Raw genomic sequence first — 18,287 nt, forward strand, 5'->3', positions numbered from 1 at the left:
TTGACTTTTTTTACAGTGTTTGTAAATTTTTTTTCATGAACAGTTGTGCATAGAAATCACACAAAAGTGTAGTATATTGATACACAGGATATACTAAATTTAGTAAATCACAAAAACACGTTATAACTGAATACAACAACCAAATAATTTTAACCACATTTTGAAGAACAGGATGAAACCTTAATTCCATTACTGATTAATTACGTGAAAAATGAAAATGCTTAGCCTATTACTACATCCTGGAACAAAATATGGAAATGCAAATAATGCAGCCGAAACAACGCCTTTGTCTCCTGTATCCCGATCCAGGCAGGAAGACCGTACCATCGCCGTAATTATGATTGTACTGGCCGTTATTTGTGCCGTACTTTTTCTCCAGAGCGGCAATGATGCCTTTTGGAGTTGGTTGGAAAAATAATATAGTTTACCTGATTCGTGCATGAGCAATGAACTATATACCGCACATGTACTATATAATGTAGACTATATCCTATGAAGAAACCAATATCAGACCATTTGTAACCGTTACCGGAAAGGTAACAACAGCACGTTTTTAAATAGCAGCCACCTCCTTTATATAAAAGAGGTGGCTGTTATTCTTTTATATGAATTATACTTCGCTCAGACATCTCACGGTAATACATGAACGGTAAGCCCGGCACTATGTATTATTAAAATCGGCTGTTATATTTACGTCCCGCAGTTTTAAAAGCGGTTATCATGCACCAGTTTACTATCTCTCTACTGATCTTATTATTAGGAGGACATTACGTCTCCGCACAGCAGCCAGTTTATCAATGTACATTTGAAGACCAGCCGGCCCAGGTTACTGCCAAAGGCATCAGCGGAAAGGCATTGAACCTGGAAGCTTCTGCTCCCAGCAGAAAAATCATGCAGGTGCCTTACGCCCTGAAAGGATATAAGGGCTCTTTTACAGTGATGTGCTGGGCAAAAGCCGCCAAAACTGCACAAAACAGTTATGCCATACTGGAAGCCGTATCCGGTAAAGAAGATACACAGAAAGGCTGGACCATTGGCTTGCAGGCTAATGGTGCCTGGTACTGGAAAATCATGCAGGGCAATCAAACATATGAGTACCAGCCTACTGTACAACGGCAAAGTATAAAGGATGATAAATGGCATCTGCTTGCATTTTCTTATGATACTGCCAAGATGGAATGCAGCATGTATTACGACGGGCAGCAGGTAGCGATTTATTATACTCCGGGTATATCCGGTGTGCAGGAAGCAGCTACACTGGATATAGGCGGCCGGAAGCAGGGGGACCTGGAACAGTGGGAGGCTTTCAACGGCTGTGTAGATGAAGTGGGCCTTTATCAGTCGGCATTATCTGCCGAACAGATACAGCAGGCCTGCACCAAATATATGCCCACCAAAAAACGTCCGCCATTGCAGGCAGGAAACCAGCTGAAAGTGATGAACTTTAATATCTATCATGGAGGTAATGAAACCGGGAAGGAAGTAGGGCCGCAAAGAGTGGTAGACGTGATCCGCCAGTCGGGGGCAGATATTGTTTCTATGCAGGAAACATATGGTTCCGGTGCTGTTATTGCCGATGCACTGGGGTATTATTTTTACCTGAGAGGGTCCAACCTGAGCATAATGAGTAAGTACCCTATTGTGGAAACATTACCGGGAGAGCATCCGTTTTATAACGGTGGCGCCCGTATTAAACTGAATGCGCAAAAAGAAATAGCTTTTTATACCAATTGGCTTAACTATCCTTTTGACTATTGGGATATGCTGGAGAAAGGGCAATCCTTTTCTACCGACTCCATGTTGCAACAGATGGAAGCGGTGAATGGCAGCAAGCTACGCCAGATCCTGGATAAGATATCGCCTGTAGTAGACCGTGCAGATCAGCTGCCTGTTATCTTTTGCGGGGATTTTAACAGTGGCTCTCACCTTGATTGGGTAGAAAGTACCCGTCATCTGAACGGAGGACATGTAGCTGCTTTTCCCGCTGGCAAACTAATGATGGCGGCAGGGTTCAAAGATTCCTTCCGTGAGGTACATCCTGATCCGCTGAAAGAACGTGGCATTACCTGGACACCACAATTCCCCAATGCATTTCAAGACCGCATTGATTATATTTATTACAAAGGAAAGTTACAGCCGCTACAATCTTTTACGATCACTACGCATCCTGCGCATTATCCATCAGACCATGCTGCACTCGTAACTACCTTCCGGATCCTGTAGTAAAAATTGCCGCAGGCCATACACAAAATCATAAAATAAGCTTATATTGTAGATAGCATTGATTTGTAAAGGGCAGTATGTCTGGGTAATAAAAATATCCTCCCGCTGCCTCCCGTCATGTTGGAATAGAAAACACCACATTCTTAACACCCAATTTTAACATCAAAATCTACAATTATGCAGAAGTACATTGCTGAACTCATCGGTACTTTTTCTTTGGTATTATTTGGTTGCGGCGCTGCGGCAGTTTCTGGTATCAGTACTGCCGGACCAGCAGGAGTAGGACTATTAGGTATTGCTATTGCATTTGGCTTTTCAGTAGTAGCGATGGCTTATGCCATTGGCGGCATTTCGGGCTGCCATATTAATCCTGCTATTACGATTGCCATGCTGGTAGCTGGTAAAATTAAAGCAGGCGATGCAGTGGGGTATATTGTTGCACAATTCATTGGTGCGGTGTTAGGTGCCGGTGTATTATACCTTATATTATCCGGCAAGTCAGGCTTTGAGATGGGGGAATGGGCTTTGGGTGCAAATGGATGGGGTGAGGGATACTTAGGTAATTTTAATACAACCGCTGCATTTATTGCAGAAGCGGTATTAACCTTTCTGTTCCTGTTTGTAATTTTTGCGGTTACTTCCAAATGGGGTAACAGTACCATGGCAGGCCTGGCCATCGGTGTTACACTGATGCTGATACACCTGGTGGCTATCCCGATCACAGGTACTTCAGTAAACCCTGCACGTAGTTTTGGGCCTGCTATTTTTGCTGGCGGAAAAGCATTGCAGCAATTGTGGTTGTTTATAGTAGCACCGATTGCAGGTGGTATTGTAGCCGCTATAGTATGGAAAGGATTGTTTAATGAAGCTAAAAGCTAAAAATATAAAATGAATTATTAGCCAGGTGGTGCCAGTGAGCAGCCACCTGGCTTTTTTTATGCCATTTCTTTAACCTGCATTTTATCATTGTTAAATGGTGATGAATACCCTAAATTAGAACTATGCAAAAAGCTATTCCTTCCAGATTTTCCGGTTTAACCAATGATGAAGTATTGCAGGAAAGACGCCGTTCCGGTAGTAATGTAATGGACCATAAAGAAAAGAGCGCGGTCGCGGCAGCGTTGGAAGAAACGATTACCGAGCCGATGTTTATTCTATTACTGGCAGCGGGGATTATTTATTTCCTGTTGGGCGAAACCGGGGAAGGTATTTTTATGTTGGTGGCCATATTAGTAGTATCTGCCATTTCCTTTTACCAGAACTCCAGAAGCCGTAACGCGCTGGATGCCCTGAAACAACTGACTGCTCCCCTCGTAAAAGTGATCCGTAACGGACAGCAGGTAGAAATAACGGCCAAAGAACTGGTAATCGGAGATATTATTATCCTGGAAGAAGGCGTGCAGGTACCTGCAGATGCGCTGATCCTGCAGGCAAATGATTTTGCTGTGAATGAATCGGTGCTAACAGGAGAGGCCTTTGCTGTAAATAAAGATGAGCACCAGGAAAATGCTACGGTATACCAGGGCACTGCGGTAGTAAGCGGACTGGCTATCTGCCGGGTAACACATACCGGAAATCATACTGCACTAGGAAAGATAGGGCATGCCCTGCAGGACATCAAGGAGGAGAAATCACCTCTGCAACAGAAGATCAGCCGTTTTGTAACTATGATGGCGATTGCTGGTGGTGTAATATTCCTCCTGGTATGGGGCATTAATTATTTTGATTCTCATGATGTGCTGGATAGCCTGTTAAAAGGTCTTACCCTGGCGATGTCTGTATTACCGGAAGAGATTCCCGTGGCCTTTACCACCTTTGTAGCCATTGGCGCCTGGAGGTTGATGAAAATGGGCATTATTGTAAAGCAAACCCAAACAGTGGAAACACTGGGGAGTGCCAGCGTTATTTGCTCAGATAAAACGGGAACGATTACGGAAAACAGGATGCAGCTGGCAGCAGTTTACATTGCCGCCACCCGGCAAGTGCTGGAACATCAGCAATGGACAAACGAAACGGCGGGACAGCTGATCACCACCGCCATGTGGGCCAGCGAGCCTATTCCCTTTGACCCGATGGAAAAAGCGTTGCATGAAGCTTACAGTGCGCTGGCTACGGAGGATGAAAGACCCGCTTATGCGATGGTACATGAATATCCGCTGGGAGGAAAACCTCCTATGATGACCCACATATTTGCTGATAAAACAGGGAAAAGGATCATTGCTGCGAAAGGCGCACCGGAAGCTATCCTGCAATGCTGCCATTTGCCGGAAGAAGAGCGGCAGCATGTTATCGCAGTGGCAGAAGAGCTGGCCGGAAATGGTTACCGCTTGTTAGGCGTGGCACAAAGCCCTTTTGAAGGAACTGATTTCCCGGCTACCCAGCAGGAATTGCCATTTGTTTTCATGGGGTTGGTAGCATTTTATGATCCGCCTAAAGCCAATATCACCACCGTATTCCGCCAGTTTTATGATGCCGGTATAGCGGTAAAAATCATTACAGGGGATAGCACTGCTACTACCCTGGCCATTGCCAGGCAGGCCGGATTGGCCGGTACAGAGCAAGCACTTACCGGAGAAGAATTATTACGGTTGTCGCCCCAGGATTTGCAGCGTACCGTTCAGGAGGTGAATGTTTTTACCCGCATGTTTCCCGAAGCCAAACTACGTATTATAAACGCCTTGAAAGAAAATCAACAGATAGTAGCGATGACAGGAGATGGTGTGAATGATGCGCCTGCATTAAAGGCGGCCCATATCGGAATCGCTATGGGGCATAAAGGGACGGAAATAGCGAAGCGGGCAGCAGCATTGGTACTGGCAGACGATGACCTGTCTAAAATGGTGGATGCGATCAAAATGGGCCGCAAAATTTACAGCAACCTGAAAAAGGCGATTCAATATATCCTGTCTATTCACATTCCCATTATTTTAACGGTTACCATTCCCTTGCTGCTGGGTTGGGTGTATCCCAATATTTTCACCCCCGTGCATGTCATCTTCCTGGAACTTATCATGGGGCCTACCTGCTCTATTGTGTATGAGAACGAACCGCCGGAGAAGAATACCATGCTGCAACCACCACGGCCTTATTCCAAAACCTTTTTGTCGCTGGGTGAACTGGGAATCAGTATTGTACAGGGGCTGATCATTACCTTGGGTACACTATTTATTTATCAGTACGCTGTACAAAAAGGCTATGATGAAAACCTGACCCGTACCATGGTATTTACCACGTTGCTTACCGCCAATATTTTCCTGATGCTGGTAAATAGGTCTTTCTATTATTCCATCTTTGTGACCATCCGTTATAATAACGCCTTGCTGCGTGCAATGCTTATTGCTACCATCGCGATGCTGGCTGTTATTTTGTATGTATCACCGGTAACCACCTTTTTTAAATTTGAAAAACCTGGTTTGCAGGAATTAGGCGTATCGGTTTTAACAGGGGGAATAGCAGTAATCTGGTTTGAAATATGGAAGCTGTTAAAAAGAAGGGGGGTAAAACAATCATTGCCTGCGGATAAGGCAATGATTGACTAGTAATACTGCCTTTTGGGGGGTGTTGTTTGTTCATCTTCCTCGTGATCTGTTATTTCACGGGTATCTGATACTTCTTCTGTTTGTTCAAAAGCACCTCCTGAACCATCTGAAATAATTTCATCGATCTCCGCGGGAGGCATTTGTTTTGTGGCAGGAGGCGCCGTTTTCCCTCCTTCGTTTTTTTCCTGCATGTAAATATCATGCATGATTCTTTCCGTCATCATAAAATCAGTTATTATTTAAATGTCTGATACGAAGATACAAAACTAGCTGATTATGGGAAGGAGGGGAAACGGTAATTATTGTAAAATTAATGTGATATCATATTTTCCTTTGTCCCCCGTTTAATTGGCCGAAACGGGGGACTACCCCAGTATTTTAAACTCCTGTTTAATATTTTTGATGGCATACCTTACCAGAGAGTTATGCCCTGACAGGTTTAGTTTTTTTGAAATGTTGTGCCGGTGATTTTCTACAGTTTTAAGACTGATGTTGAGTGATCCGGCTATTTCTTTTGTACTCATTCCTTCCGCGATCATGGTAATAATTTTAAACTCTGTTTTGCTCAGTTTATTGTTTATTTCCTGTGGAATAACCGGAACAGAAATAATGGTGGTGTGTTTGTTTTCATGTGTTGACCTGGTATTAAAAATATCAAACCTGTCCAGGCGTGATTTTATGCTCAGGAGTAGTTCCTTGCTTTTGAACGGGGCCGTCAGGTAATCGTCTGCCCCCAGGTTCATACCCATACGGATATCATCTTTACTGTCTTTGCCATTAATGAAAATGAAGGGGATATGTTTGAGTTTAAGATCGTTTCTCAGCGCTATTAAAAAATGATACCCGCTTTCATCACGCAGGTTGGTGTTGCAGATGATCAGGTCGGGTTTGTAGTGCCGGCACATTTTGATCCCTTCCCCCGAATAGGCAGTAGTATACACCTGGTAATTATCCAGGTGCAGCAATTTCTTAACCTCTCTGGTAATCACTGGATCTTCCTCAATGAGTAATATTTTATAATTTAAGTTTGTCATGATTTGTAATGGAGGCGTTTTATTCGGTAGTATAAGCGGGATAACTTATTCACCGGAAGTTGGTTGCTGATAATAATCTTCGCCTGCCGTTAGAAAGGTGGCATTGCCAGTTGAGCATAGGTGGTCGGGAAGCGGCATTGAGCGCACGCTGAAAGTGTATCGGCATCAGGATATGATTTAATAGGTAACTCCAGGTTAGTTTAACATATACAACAGGTATTGACAAACCGGTCGGCTGGTGTATGGCAGCCATGTAATGACCTTAAAGTGAATAATGATGTTGGAATATGTCGCTCCCTGATTTTATGCATGCATAGTATTTTACTTTTTTTATTATTTAATATCGTCTGTCCGTTCTCTTTTTTCGTAAATTGAATATAGTTCCAGAATAAAATCATGCAGTTTTGGTGGCCACAAAAACAGGGAGGTTCAATATTCTACACGACGGTTTATTCCTGTAAAGATGCATCAAATTAATCAGCCAGTAGATGTTCCTCTCCTACGTATTCTCAAAATAAGTGTTACCACCTATAAACATAGGTATTACTACTCATTTTTAGGGGAAATGGAAGAAAGTACTTAGATTATTGAATCTAATTGCTGAGTTTTGCGCTATTAATAAAACATAAAACGATAAAGTGAAACACCTATAAAGACAGCTGCCCCAGGTAATAACAAAGGTCCTGTTTTTATAACCACTCCCTGTATGTAACAAATCCTTACCCATGAATTAAAGTGTTAGCCATGCTGATTATTTAATGCAAGGGAAAAGCGGTACTTCAGGAGGAATACACCGGAGAGCCATATTCCTGATAAAAAACCACTCTCGCTTAGCCTGGTAACTCCTATTATGTACCAGGCACTAGCGGGAGTGATTTACACTATGCCAGAAAATGACCCTTTAATAATGATAATTTGTAATTGAAATATATGATCCGGTTTAACCGGTTTACTGTAATCAGTAATGTAAAGGTTTTCATAGGATAGCTACCCTGCTGCCTTTTCTTGGGTGGTAGTTTATAATTTAATTTCCTGTGCTTTTATTTTCTTTCCAGAAATCACCTGCTTCATAAACTGATCCATTTTATCAAATTCCCGGAACATATAATTGCTTACATCATGTCCTTTACCCTCATAAGTATAAAGTACTACCGGTTTGTGCCATGCTTTTCCCTGCTCATAAATAGTATGGGCACCAAACATCATGAGCCACCCTGCATCAACAGCACGGCAAAAGCGATGTGCGGCAGTGCCAAAAGGTACCAGCTGGTCTTTGGTGCCATGCATTAATAACATTGGTATCCAATTGTCCTGTTTCAGCGGATTCATATCAATCAGTGCACCGGCAAATACCATCGCTCCTTTAAAATGGAACTGATTGAAATACTGATACCTGTCCTGGTCACTGCTGGCAAAAGGATTGTATAATAACTGCAAAATGGTTTCTGCCCCGGCACTGCTACCTGCAATAAAGAATTTACTGGTATCTACCTGCAAGCTGGCGGCGTGGTTGGTTACATATTTAGTGGCATCAGCAGCATCCTCTACTGCTATCCGGATAGCTTTCAGCTTTTCCGGCGTAGCTGTAGTACAGCCAAAATCTTTCCCTTTCAGGTATAAACGGTAGGATATTACAAAAATGTTGTATCCTTTCCGGCGCATTCCTTCTGCAAAAGGCCGCTGATTATCCGGATGCCCACTTACAAAAGCCCCTCCATGAACAAATAAAACAGTACTGCCATTTGACTGCCCTACAGGAGCGTAATGGTCCATCCATAGGGTGTCTGTACCTTTTATGGCATAGGTAATCCGCTCCGGTTTCTCCTGTGCAAACAATTGACTGGCTACTCCTGATAATAGTACCCACAACATTGCATTAACTCTAAAGTTCATATGTGTGTTTTTTGAAAAATCACGGTTTCCAGGAGTAATAACACTGCTAAGTAAGAGCATATTCCACGGAAATGCAAGTAATCCGGTAGGTTGCCCTGGGTTTAATACTATTTTAATATACTAATGGGGTGGAGTGGGAGGGAAGTTATACATTTACACCAGTAGCTTTTTTACATATCAGTATGGATCAATTGACAGCACATTTGCAAATGAGGTTATTGGAAAAAGGGGGAGCTGTTCCCTATGAATTGCTGCTCCTGGCAGATCCTTCCAGGGAACTCATTGATAGTTATATTTTTGACAGTACCTGCTATATTGCCTACCTGGATCAGACGGCGGTAGGAGTGTATGTGTTGCAGGAGCAGGCGCATATAGCAGAAATAAAGAATATAGCAGTGCCGGAACAATACCAGGGAAAGGGAATAGGAAAGTACCTTTTACACCATGCATGCCGGATGGCAAAGGAAAAAGGATGGTCCAGGATAAGGATTGGAACCGGTAACTCCAGTGTAGGGCAGTTATATCTTTATCAGCAACAGGGATTTGAAATGACTGCTATTGTGAAGGACTTTTTTACCCGGCATTACCCTGATCCGATCTATGAAAACGGGATTGCCTGCAAGCACATGGTGTTGCTGGAAAAGATCCTGTAAACAGCTATACCGGCCATTACGAGCTGTTAAGCCTATGTTATCACCTGGCCTGATACTTGTCTTGAAATATGATAAACGGACTATAATTTGTCATATCTGCGTTGTAATTTTGAAAATTATGGTACATCTGTCGGGTAAAGTGCTTACCTGTTTTTTATGATCATTTAAAATAATCCGCGTTAATATGTATAAGAAAATCGTTTTTGCAGCTACTGCGTTGCTATGCTCTTCCTTATCTTTTGCTCAGGATAAACCAGCAGATACAGAAGTCTGGACACCTGTTCCTAAGGTAGTAACTCCCGGTAAAGCAAGTACGGAAATGCCTTCCGATGCTATCGTTTTATTTGATGGCAAAAACCTGGATCAATGGGCCAGTGTAAATGATCCACAGGCTCCGGCCAACTGGATAGTAGGCAAAGGGGTGTTTACTGTAAATAAAAAAGCAGGCAATATTCAAACTAAAAAATCATTTACGGATTACCAGCTGCATATTGAGTGGCAGGTGCCTGCTAATATTACCGGGGAAGGACAGGGACGTGGCAACAGTGGCCTGTTTCTGGCATCTACGGGTAGCGGTGATGATGGATATGAATTGCAGATACTGGATTCCTATAACAATCCTACTTACGTAAACGGACAGGCGGGCAGTATTTATAAACAAACCCCTCCACTGGTAAATGCCTGCCGTAAGCCGGGAGAATGGCAAACGTATGATGTTACCTGGACTGCTCCCCGCTTTAATGAAGATGGTACGGTTAAAACTCCCGCACGTGTTACTGTTTTGCAAAATGGTGTGCTGATCCAGAACGATACGGAGCTGCAAGGGCCTACCCAGTATATTGGTAAAGCTGCTTATAGAAAACAACATGGTGCCTGCCCGATTAAATTACAGGCGCATGGTGATAAAAGTGAGCCACTCAGTTTCCGCAATATCTGGATAAGAGAATTGTAAGGGCATTATTCCTATAAAAAAGCAGCATACCAGGTAAGTGGTATGCTGCTTTTTTTTATGCCGGTATTTACCGGAAACTTACATACATATGCTCAAAGTTCAAGGTCATTTCTCCAAAGTTCCGGATAAAATCCTGCCCTATATTGCCATAGCATTTTTCTTTGGTGCCTTCTACCGGCCTGGTTTGTACTTTTACCTGGTGCAGGGTTACTTTTTTATCACCTACATGCAGGTTAAAGTCAGGGAGGATATATACTTCTGTATTCACGACCTCGTCTGCACAACCACTTTCAATAGTGGTTAGCTGCGCCTGTTGCTGTATGAGTTGTTTATGCTTGAGTAAATAAGTGTAGAACAGGTCGGTGTGATTGGCCCCGGGATCAAATTCAAAGCAAAGGGTATCCTGGTCGGTAGCAAAGGCTACAATGGGATTAAGCCCATCCAGCGCCAGGTTGTTCAGATTGCTTTTAGCCGATTGTTGTGGTATCGTGAGTGTACCATTCTGAAATAACCGGATCTCCTTTAAGCCCGCAATTACAGGATAACCGATAATACCATTGATAGCGTAGTCTATGCCGGGAAATGCCAGCTGATTGTCGGGCAGTACGAGAAATACCACATGCTGCACTAATGCCTCGCCTATATACAAGCTATCCGCTACTGCCAGTTGAGAGTACCAGGAAGGAACTACTTCATTTTTGCCAGGTGGGTTGAGCATCCGAAGTCCCAGTTGTTTAGCAAAGCTTTGACTTACTGTACTGATGTTGGCACCAGTGTCAAAAATAAAGTTGTGTTCCTGACCACCTGTTTTTACAGGAATATTGATCAGTTTTACCTTGTCTGTTTTCCAGGGAATGGAAGTCGCTTTAGGGATATGTACTTCCTGGGGTGGGATATCAGCAAGGGTACGCCAGATATAGCTGTCATTGGCAGCATCTGCAGTTTGTGTGCTGTCGAGCACACGATGGTATTTATCCAGTAATAACCGGTTGGTTTTACCGGCAAGGCCATACTGAAATGTTTTCGCGTAATTATCTTTCTGTAAAGTTAATAACCTGGCAATAACAGTATCATTCAGGGATTGAGGATATTGCTCCAGCAGGAGATTGATATTTTGTATGGATTGCTGGTGTTGGTTAAATGCATTATTTACAAATGCAGCAAAGTAGAGGGTTTCCCTTGGGCTGATGGCAGGGCTGTTAGTTTCGATGGCAGACCTGAGCCGGAAAAAATCTTTCTGGTCCAGCAGTATGTGTAATGCTTTGGCAGCTTCCGGAGAGTCGACCGGAGGAGATGGGTGCATCATCAGCGAAATCATTAACATAATATGGAACATGGTGGTGGTTTTTGAAGGAACCTGCCACAAGACTGGTTCCCGGTAATGAACTATGTTGATTAAAAAATAGTGATCCCTGCATTCCAGCCAAACCAGGCGGTGGTATTATCCCATAATTTGAATACGTGATAGTTGCTGGAAACGGGATGCAGTTTGTATCCTGTAGTAGCCACATCCTGATCGGAATGCAGTACGGAGAAGGCTGGTCCTGCAAATACAGAAACATACTTACCCAGTTTTACATGTACATTGGCCTGTATGCGGTTGAGTGTATTCTCAAACGTCCATGTGCCGGTATAAAGGTATTGGGAGGTGAGCTCCGGGTTAAGTGTAAACATTTTACTTTTACCTAATGAAAATTCCTTTCCGATACCTGCACCAAAGGAGTACATTTTTTTATCGTTACTGAAGTTGGCGCCACTCAGCAGTATCCCGTATATTCTGGGAGTGCCGGATTTGAAAGCCACATTGGTATTCATCATTTCATTCGCGTATACAGCTACCCGGTAAAATGATTGCGGAGAAATGTTAATCAGTCCGATGCTATAGCCGGAAGTACTATCTGCAATATTGACAAGGCCTATCTGCACGCCTTTTAAATTTTTTGCGTAGTTGACGATACCTGCTATCTGCACGCCATTTACTTCTTTCCGGGCCACGCTGGCAATACCGCTGATCTGGATACCTTTCACTGGTCCGTTAACAATATTGGTGATCCCTGCCACCTGTGTACCGTTTAAGCTGTCTGTTAGCTGGTTGTATACCCCGGTGATCTGTATGCCGGTAAGCGGGCCTTTGGCGATGTTTGCCACACCACTTATTTGCGCACCATTTACAGATTGTTGCACCTCATTAAAAACGCCAGCTACTTGTACCCCTTTCACCGGCCCACCTACCAGGTTAGTGATACCAGCTAATTGTACTGCTGTCATGGATTGTTGTACGCGATTAAAAATCCCTGCTATCTGGAACCCCTGCACACGGCCACCCACCTGGTTAAAGATGCCGGCGATCTGTGCGGATTGTACATGCTGACGGTTAATATTGAAGATAGTGCCCAGCTCAAACCCGTCTACACCACCGTTATCACCACCTATTACATTAAAGGAAAAATGATTGGTACTGCCCGGCGCATATTTGCCATTGGTACCTATTCCGGGCACGAAGGAAACCTGTCCGGGCATGTTACGGTTTATACCGGTAGTATCATTTGAGGGAAGGGTAATGGAAGTGGCGGTGGCAGTATTGGCTATCTGTGTTAATAAAAAGGACGCTGCCAGGAGCTTCATCTTCAAGAGTGTCATGATTGTTTGTTTGAAAGTATGACGACTCAATAAAGCCTTACCCCTATGTGGTTGTTAAATTTACCTTATTAAAAAAACGTCAGAAGAAGCTGATACCAACATTCCAACCTATCCAGAGCCTGGCATCATTGATTGAAATAGCTGGATAATTTGGGCCTGGGATATGATACTTGTAATCCTTTACCGGTGCAGGTAATTCCTGTGAGTAAAAAGCAATGGAAGGGCCTGTAAACAAGGAGACCATCCTGTTCAGTTTTAAATGCAGGTTGGGCTCCAGACGGGACATGGCAGTAATATGCCCCCAGTCGCCCAGGTAAAGGGATTGAGAGGTGAATTCTGTAGTAAGCTCCAGCTTTTGGGACAGGGAAAATGCTTTCCCTATACCAAATCCAAAAGCGTATGCTTTATGATGTGCACTGACGGTCATACCAGCAGTTAAAATACTGTACAGTTTGCTGCTGCCGGTTTTGATAGCTACATTGAGTGGCAATACTTCATTGGCGGAAATAACTAATTTATGATAGCCTCCTTTTTTTATAATGTTAATCAGTCCGATGCTATAACCGGAAGAGCTATCTGCAATATTGACCAGCCCCAATTGCACCCCGCTGAGTTTTTTTGTATAATTAAATAATAGGCCCGTTTGTACTTTTTTAGTTTCACCTTTATTGATATTGCCTAACCCGGCCAGCTGCCAGCCATCGGCACCTTTACGGGCAATATTGAATGCAGCTGCAATCTGTACACCTTCCATAGTGCCGTCGGTTTGATTATAGATGCCTGCAATTTGTGCGCCATTCAGGTTTTCTTTCGTTACGTTGATAAATCCGGAAGTCTGTGCTCCTTCCATGTGGCCATTTACCTGGTTATAGATACCTCCCACCTGTGCGCCTTTTATATCACCTTTTATCCGGTTAATAAATCCTGAAATTTGCACACCTTCGAGAGAAGTGCCTGTTTTATTATATATACCTCCTACTTGTGCCCCTATAAAGGGGCCTTTTACCAGGTTGCTAAAGCCACTGATCTGTACCCCTTCCACACCCTGGATAGAATCCAGTACATTGTTATGTAACCCGCCTACCTGTACGCCTTTAAAGCGGCCACCTACCACATTAAAACCGCCCGCCACCTGCACATACTGCACGTCCTTTTTGTCAATGTTAAATATGGTACCTATCTCTACGCCGTCCAGTCCTGCGGTGTAGCCACCAATCATATTCAGCGAAAATTTATTGATCACCTGTGCCCCCAGTTTACCGTGGGAACCCAGTCCGGGTGTTACGGATGTTTGTACCGGTTGTTCTGTGAAAAACTTACTCAGGTTTAAACTCTGCATCCGCTGGCGGGATGAGAGGAACAGCCTGCCCAGCCATGTTTTTTCTACCTGTGAATATTGGGTGATGACTACCGGCGTAAGCGTAATGGATTTTGCCGGTAAAATAGCTATACTGATTTCCTGATCATACCCTGGTTTGATGATCAGAGATGTATCGGTATAGAGATCTTTACTTACCGTGATCATAGCGGAGGGGTAGCGTTCTTTATCTTTCAACCGTAGCCGGAAATACCCCTGTTCGTTGGTAAGTGTGGATATCAGCTGATGTTTTTCGTATACACTGGCGTTAGCAATACGTTGCCCGCTGCCCTTATCCACTACATAGCCATATATCGCGTATTGCTGGCCTACGGCATTGCGTTGCAGGATGATATAATTACCCGTTTCTTTATACTGGTAATTACCTTCCAGCAGCAGATCCAGTACCTGTTTTACCGTTTGGTTATTAGCAGAGATGCTGACCAGGCTATCCGCCTTGATAATATTATTGTTATAGGAAAAGTAAAAGCCTCCTTTCTGGCTGATGAGTTTCAGTACATCCGGCAATGGTTGCCGGTTTACCTCTATAGAAATAGGTTTGCCCAAAATGTGTTGGGCATAGCTGCAGTAGGAAGAAAATAAAATAAATGCTACAATAGGGAAGCATGCTTTTAGCAAGCCGGCTGTTAAACGCATAATGGAAGTTACGACAGTTATTTCAAAATTATTTGCTGACCATGGTGTTCTATCTGGATGTTGTAAGTTTCAAATGTTTTGCTGATCAGGTTTAATATGGTGTCCAATGATTCGTTATTGAAGGTGGTATTGATGGGTAATGCTTTCAATTTATCATTTGCAATAACAATATCTGCATTATAGGCTTCATTCAGAATTTCCACCAGCCTGGATAAGGGTGTCCCATTACAAACCAGTGTATTGGTGCGGTAGTAATTATACAGTTCATCTGTATTTTCTTGTTTTACCGGTGTTTGCTCATCTTTCAGGATAGTTGTTTTTTCATGCTGACGGAGTTGGATCGCATGATTTTTCCTGGCCACTTCCACGACACCGGTTTCTACAATTACTTCCGTTTTTTCTGCTGAGCTTTTCACATTAAAGGAGGTACCCAGTACCTTAATGGTTACATCATTAGTATGAATGATAAAGGGTTTGCTTTCATCGTGTGCGATATCAAAGAATGCTTCTCCTTCCAATGTGATGCTCCGGGTATTGCCGGTAAATTTTTTAGGGTAGGAAAAAGTAGCATGTTTATTTAAAGTAACGACAGAGCCATCGGGAAGTGTGTCTTTCACTACTTTATCATTTGAATAAATGGTAGCATATAATGAAGCGTCGGTAGCAGGGGACAGCATTGTCCAGGCCAGCCAGGCGGCGCCCACAATTACCAGGATCACCGCCGCCATGCGCAGCCAGGCCATGCGCCGGTACATGGGAGTAACGGTAGCGGAGGTAGCCGGTCCGTGCTGCAGGCGTTGCTGCATACGTACCCAGGCATCGTTTTCGTTTACGGTGCTTTTGGCTGCCAGCTGGAGGCTCTCTTCCCAGATGAGTTTAAAATGGGCATAATAATGCCGGTTGGCGGCATCTTCGGCCAGCCAGGCTGCTACCTGCCTGTTTTCCTCGCTGGTAGCTTCTCCTATAAGGTGCTTCACTAACAGGTCATCGTTCATATCTTGTAGATGTTCTTTCAATCCGCTGCGTTTAGAAGTGAAGGAATGAAAATGCCACCAATGGCAAAAAGTTAATCAGTTTCAGCCGCATCAGTTTCAGGGCTTTCCCCATTTGATTCTCTACCGTTTTAACAGAGATGCCCAGTTGATTGGCTATTTCCTGGTATTTCAGTTCTTCAAATCTGCTCATCTGGAAAATGGTTCTGCATTGCTGCGGTAACTCATTCAATGCATGGTGCAGTTTCTTTTCCAATTCACCCAACAACAGCTTGCGGGCAGTGTTGTTGGTATCCGTTTCGTGTTTTGAATGATGCATAGTGTAGGTTTGATGAGCTGCCTTTGCTTTCTGCCTTTTCAGATAGTCCATGCTTTCATTGTGTACTGACCTGTATAGGTAAGACTTTAACGAGGTATGTACATTGATCTGCTCCCTTTTCTCCCATATTTTGCAGAATACATTTTGCACCATCTCTTCTGCAGCTACTTCATCCCTTAAAATGGTGCAGGCATAGGCGTGCAGGCTCTTGAAGTAGGTTTTAAACGCCTCCTCAAAGGCTGCTTCGCTGCCCTCGGCCAGTAATGTGATAGTACGACTGTCAGTTAATTCCACTGTTACCGGATAAAAATTTGGTGCAAAGATAACTGCTTCTGCCAAATGCTATTTTTTAAATATGACTGTTGGTGGCCCATTTACCCCTACGGATTTTTAAAATATTTTTCAAGGGATAGCTGTAATTTCTTAAATTATTGATAATAAATTAGTTGAGAGGTGACTCTTGTGTTTGAAAAGGGAACAATTAATACCGTGGTCCGGCACTTTTTAGTTAGTTTTAAAAGAAAAACATATGGACGCAAAGCGACAGGAGGTGGATATAATTTTGATAGGTGCGGGTATCATGAGTGCCACACTTGGCATGTTATTAAAGGAGCTGCAGCCGGATTGTACGATCGCGATATATGAGCGGCTGGAAGTAGCGGCGGCAGAAAGTTCTGATGCCTGGAATAATGCGGGTACAGGGCATTCTGCTTTTTGTGAGCTGAATTATACACCGGAACAACCCGATGGCACTGTAGATATCAATAAAGCGGTGAAAATTGCAGAGTCTTTTGAGATATCCAAACAATTCTGGGCTTACCTGATTGAGCAGCAACGGATAAAGCTACCGGATACTTTTATCCAAAGTGTACCACATATGAGTTTTGTATGGGGAGATGAAAATGTTGCTTTCCTGAAGGAACGTTATGAAGCGCTTCGTCAATGTTACCTGTTTCAGGATATGGAGTATACGGAAGATACTGCACAGATGGAGCAGTGGATGCCATTGGTAATGGAAGGACGGGGCAAGGGCGAAAAGCTGGCGGCTACCCGGATGGCATTAGGTACCGATGTCAACTTTGGGGCATTGACGCGGTCGATGTTTGGCCAGCTGATGGAAATGGAAGGCGTAAGCCTATATTTTAACCATGAGGTGAAGGATTTTAGTAGGGATCCGGAGAAAGGATGGCTGGTAAAAGTAAAAAATCTGTTTACCGAAGATAAGGAATGGGTAAAAGGTCGTTTTGTTTTTATTGGTGCGGGCGGAGGGTCCTTACCACTATTGGAAAAGGCGGATATTCCTGAAGGTTGGGGATATGGAGGATTCCCGGTTAGCGGGCAATGGTTAAAATGTACTAACCGGGCAGTGATCGAAAAGCACCACGCCAAAGTATATGGGAAAGCTACGGTAGGTGCACCGCCTATGTCTGTACCACATCTGGATACCCGGTTTATTAAGGGGGAAAAGGAATTACTTTTCGGTCCGTATGCGGGTTTTTCCACCCGGTTTCTGAAAAGCGGCTCTCTTATGGACCTGCCTTTGTCTGTTAAGATCAATAATATACGGCCTATGCTGGCAGCAGGACTGGATAATATGGCACTTACAAAATACCTGATTGAACAGGTCCGGCAGTCGCCTGAAGACCGGCTCACGGCACTCCGTGCTTATATGCCCACGGCGGTAATGGCGGATTGGGAATTGGAAATTGCGGGTCAGCGGGTACAGGTGATCAAAAAAGATGCGGAAAAGGGGGGAATACTTGAATTTGGAACCGAAGTGGTCAGTGCTGCAGATGGCAGTATAGCGGCCTTGTTGGGCGCCTCTCCCGGGGCCTCTACAGCAGTGTCTATCATGCTGCAATTGCTGCAGGTGTGTTTTAAGGACCAGATGGCTTCCGCAGCCTGGCAGGCTCGCTTAAAAGAAATGATCCCTTCTTTTGGAAACGCGCTGGCCGAAAATAAAGTGCTGTGTGACCGTACCCGTGCATGGACCAGTAAGGTACTTGGTTTGAAAATCCCCGAATAAAC

General features: G+C 43.8%; 15 protein-coding genes. 7 read left to right on the plus strand and 8 right to left on the minus strand.

What is annotated here, in order from left to right:
- Positions 1–211 precede the first annotated feature (211 nt).
- From ABR189_RS00915 to ABR189_RS00930, 4 genes are all read left to right on the plus strand, one after another.
- Positions 212–418 (plus strand): hypothetical protein, encoded by a 207-nt coding sequence (locus ABR189_RS00915; RefSeq protein ID WP_354658549.1) that lies wholly within the window; start codon positions 212–214, stop codon positions 416–418.
- Positions 419–720: 302 nt separating this feature from the next.
- Entirely contained in the window at positions 721–2,223 is a 1,503-nt protein-coding gene (locus ABR189_RS00920; RefSeq protein ID WP_354658550.1) for an endonuclease/exonuclease/phosphatase family protein, read from the plus strand.
- Between the two features lie 153 nt (positions 2,224–2,376).
- Positions 2,377–3,102, plus strand: coding sequence for an aquaporin Z (gene aqpZ, locus ABR189_RS00925; protein ID WP_354661076.1), 726 nt, complete (start codon positions 2,377–2,379; stop codon positions 3,100–3,102).
- A gap of 122 nt (positions 3,103–3,224) precedes the next feature.
- Entirely contained in the window at positions 3,225–5,762 is a 2,538-nt protein-coding gene (locus tag ABR189_RS00930; RefSeq protein ID WP_354658551.1) for a cation-translocating P-type ATPase, read from the plus strand.
- Here the strand turns inward: ABR189_RS00930 and ABR189_RS00935 are convergent.
- The 3 genes from ABR189_RS00935 to ABR189_RS00945 form a co-directional block, all read right to left on the minus strand.
- Positions 5,759–5,986 (minus strand): hypothetical protein, encoded by a 228-nt coding sequence (locus ABR189_RS00935; protein ID WP_354658552.1) that lies wholly within the window; start codon positions 5,984–5,986, stop codon positions 5,759–5,761. The genes ABR189_RS00930 and ABR189_RS00935 overlap by 4 nt on opposite strands.
- 141 nt (positions 5,987–6,127) lie before the next feature.
- Entirely contained in the window at positions 6,128–6,796 is a 669-nt protein-coding gene (locus ABR189_RS00940; RefSeq protein WP_354658553.1) for a response regulator transcription factor, read from the minus strand.
- A gap of 1,017 nt (positions 6,797–7,813) precedes the next feature.
- Positions 7,814–8,689 (minus strand): alpha/beta hydrolase, encoded by an 876-nt coding sequence (locus tag ABR189_RS00945; RefSeq protein WP_354658554.1) that lies wholly within the window; start codon positions 8,687–8,689, stop codon positions 7,814–7,816.
- A gap of 182 nt (positions 8,690–8,871) precedes the next feature.
- Here ABR189_RS00945 and ABR189_RS00950 point away from each other — a divergent pair, with 182 nt between their 5' ends.
- Together ABR189_RS00950 and ABR189_RS00955 are read left to right on the plus strand one after the other, a co-directional pair.
- Positions 8,872–9,342: a GNAT family N-acetyltransferase gene (locus ABR189_RS00950; RefSeq protein WP_354658555.1), complete on the plus strand. Its 471-nt coding sequence runs from the start codon at positions 8,872–8,874 to the stop codon at positions 9,340–9,342.
- A 184-nt stretch (positions 9,343–9,526) separates the two neighbouring features.
- Positions 9,527–10,294, plus strand: a complete 768-nt coding sequence (locus tag ABR189_RS00955) for a 3-keto-disaccharide hydrolase (RefSeq protein ID WP_354658556.1) — start codon at positions 9,527–9,529, stop codon at positions 10,292–10,294.
- A 67-nt stretch (positions 10,295–10,361) separates the two neighbouring features.
- Here ABR189_RS00955 and ABR189_RS00960 read toward each other — a convergent pair whose 3' ends face one another.
- The 5 genes from ABR189_RS00960 to ABR189_RS00980 form a co-directional block, all read right to left on the minus strand.
- Positions 10,362–11,630: a retropepsin-like aspartic protease gene (locus ABR189_RS00960; RefSeq protein WP_354658557.1), complete on the minus strand. Its 1,269-nt coding sequence runs from the start codon at positions 11,628–11,630 to the stop codon at positions 10,362–10,364.
- 59 nt (positions 11,631–11,689) lie between these two features.
- Complete coding sequence (locus ABR189_RS00965; RefSeq protein ID WP_354658558.1) at positions 11,690–12,934, minus strand: LA_2272 family surface repeat-containing protein; 1,245 nt, start codon at positions 12,932–12,934, stop codon at positions 11,690–11,692.
- 79 nt (positions 12,935–13,013) lie between these two features.
- Entirely contained in the window at positions 13,014–14,948 is a 1,935-nt protein-coding gene (locus ABR189_RS00970) for an STN and carboxypeptidase regulatory-like domain-containing protein (RefSeq protein WP_354658559.1), read from the minus strand.
- A 17-nt stretch (positions 14,949–14,965) separates the two neighbouring features.
- Entirely contained in the window at positions 14,966–15,964 is a 999-nt protein-coding gene (locus ABR189_RS00975; RefSeq protein ID WP_354658560.1) for a FecR domain-containing protein, read from the minus strand.
- A gap of 10 nt (positions 15,965–15,974) precedes the next feature.
- Positions 15,975–16,598 (minus strand): RNA polymerase sigma-70 factor, encoded by a 624-nt coding sequence (locus ABR189_RS00980; protein ID WP_354658561.1) that lies wholly within the window; start codon positions 16,596–16,598, stop codon positions 15,975–15,977.
- 190 nt (positions 16,599–16,788) lie between these two features.
- Here ABR189_RS00980 and ABR189_RS00985 point away from each other — a divergent pair, with 190 nt between their 5' ends.
- Positions 16,789–18,285 (plus strand): malate:quinone oxidoreductase, encoded by a 1,497-nt coding sequence (locus tag ABR189_RS00985; protein WP_354658562.1) that lies wholly within the window; start codon positions 16,789–16,791, stop codon positions 18,283–18,285.
- The last annotated feature ends 2 nt before the right edge of the window (positions 18,286–18,287 follow it).

Source organism: Chitinophaga sp. H8 (assembly GCF_040567655.1).
In the GTDB taxonomy this organism is placed as follows: domain Bacteria; phylum Bacteroidota; class Bacteroidia; order Chitinophagales; family Chitinophagaceae; genus Chitinophaga; species Chitinophaga defluvii.

Bases quoted from the DNA above. Each gene is read 5' to 3' on its own strand.
- ABR189_RS00970 (WP_354658559.1), bottom strand. From the start codon at position 14,948: ATGCGTTTAACAGCCGGCTTGCTAAAAGCATGCTTCCCTATTGTAGCA.
- ABR189_RS00940 (WP_354658553.1), bottom strand. From the start codon at position 6,796: ATGACAAACTTAAATTATAAAATATTACTCATTGAGGAAGATCCAGTG.
- ABR189_RS00920 (WP_354658550.1), top strand. From the start codon at position 721: ATGCACCAGTTTACTATCTCTCTACTGATCTTATTATTAGGAGGACAT.
- ABR189_RS00950 (WP_354658555.1), top strand. From the start codon at position 8,872: ATGGATCAATTGACAGCACATTTGCAAATGAGGTTATTGGAAAAAGGG.
- ABR189_RS00965 (WP_354658558.1), bottom strand. From the start codon at position 12,934: ATGACACTCTTGAAGATGAAGCTCCTGGCAGCGTCCTTTTTATTAACA.
- ABR189_RS00935 (WP_354658552.1), bottom strand. From the start codon at position 5,986: ATGATGACGGAAAGAATCATGCATGATATTTACATGCAGGAAAAAAAC.
- ABR189_RS00955 (WP_354658556.1), top strand. From the start codon at position 9,527: ATGTATAAGAAAATCGTTTTTGCAGCTACTGCGTTGCTATGCTCTTCC.
- ABR189_RS00945 (WP_354658554.1), bottom strand. From the start codon at position 8,689: ATGAACTTTAGAGTTAATGCAATGTTGTGGGTACTATTATCAGGAGTA.
- ABR189_RS00960 (WP_354658557.1), bottom strand. From the start codon at position 11,630: ATGTTCCATATTATGTTAATGATTTCGCTGATGATGCACCCATCTCCT.
- ABR189_RS00985 (WP_354658562.1), top strand. From the start codon at position 16,789: ATGGACGCAAAGCGACAGGAGGTGGATATAATTTTGATAGGTGCGGGT.
- ABR189_RS00915 (WP_354658549.1), top strand. From the start codon at position 212: ATGAAAATGCTTAGCCTATTACTACATCCTGGAACAAAATATGGAAAT.
- ABR189_RS00930 (WP_354658551.1), top strand. From the start codon at position 3,225: ATGCAAAAAGCTATTCCTTCCAGATTTTCCGGTTTAACCAATGATGAA.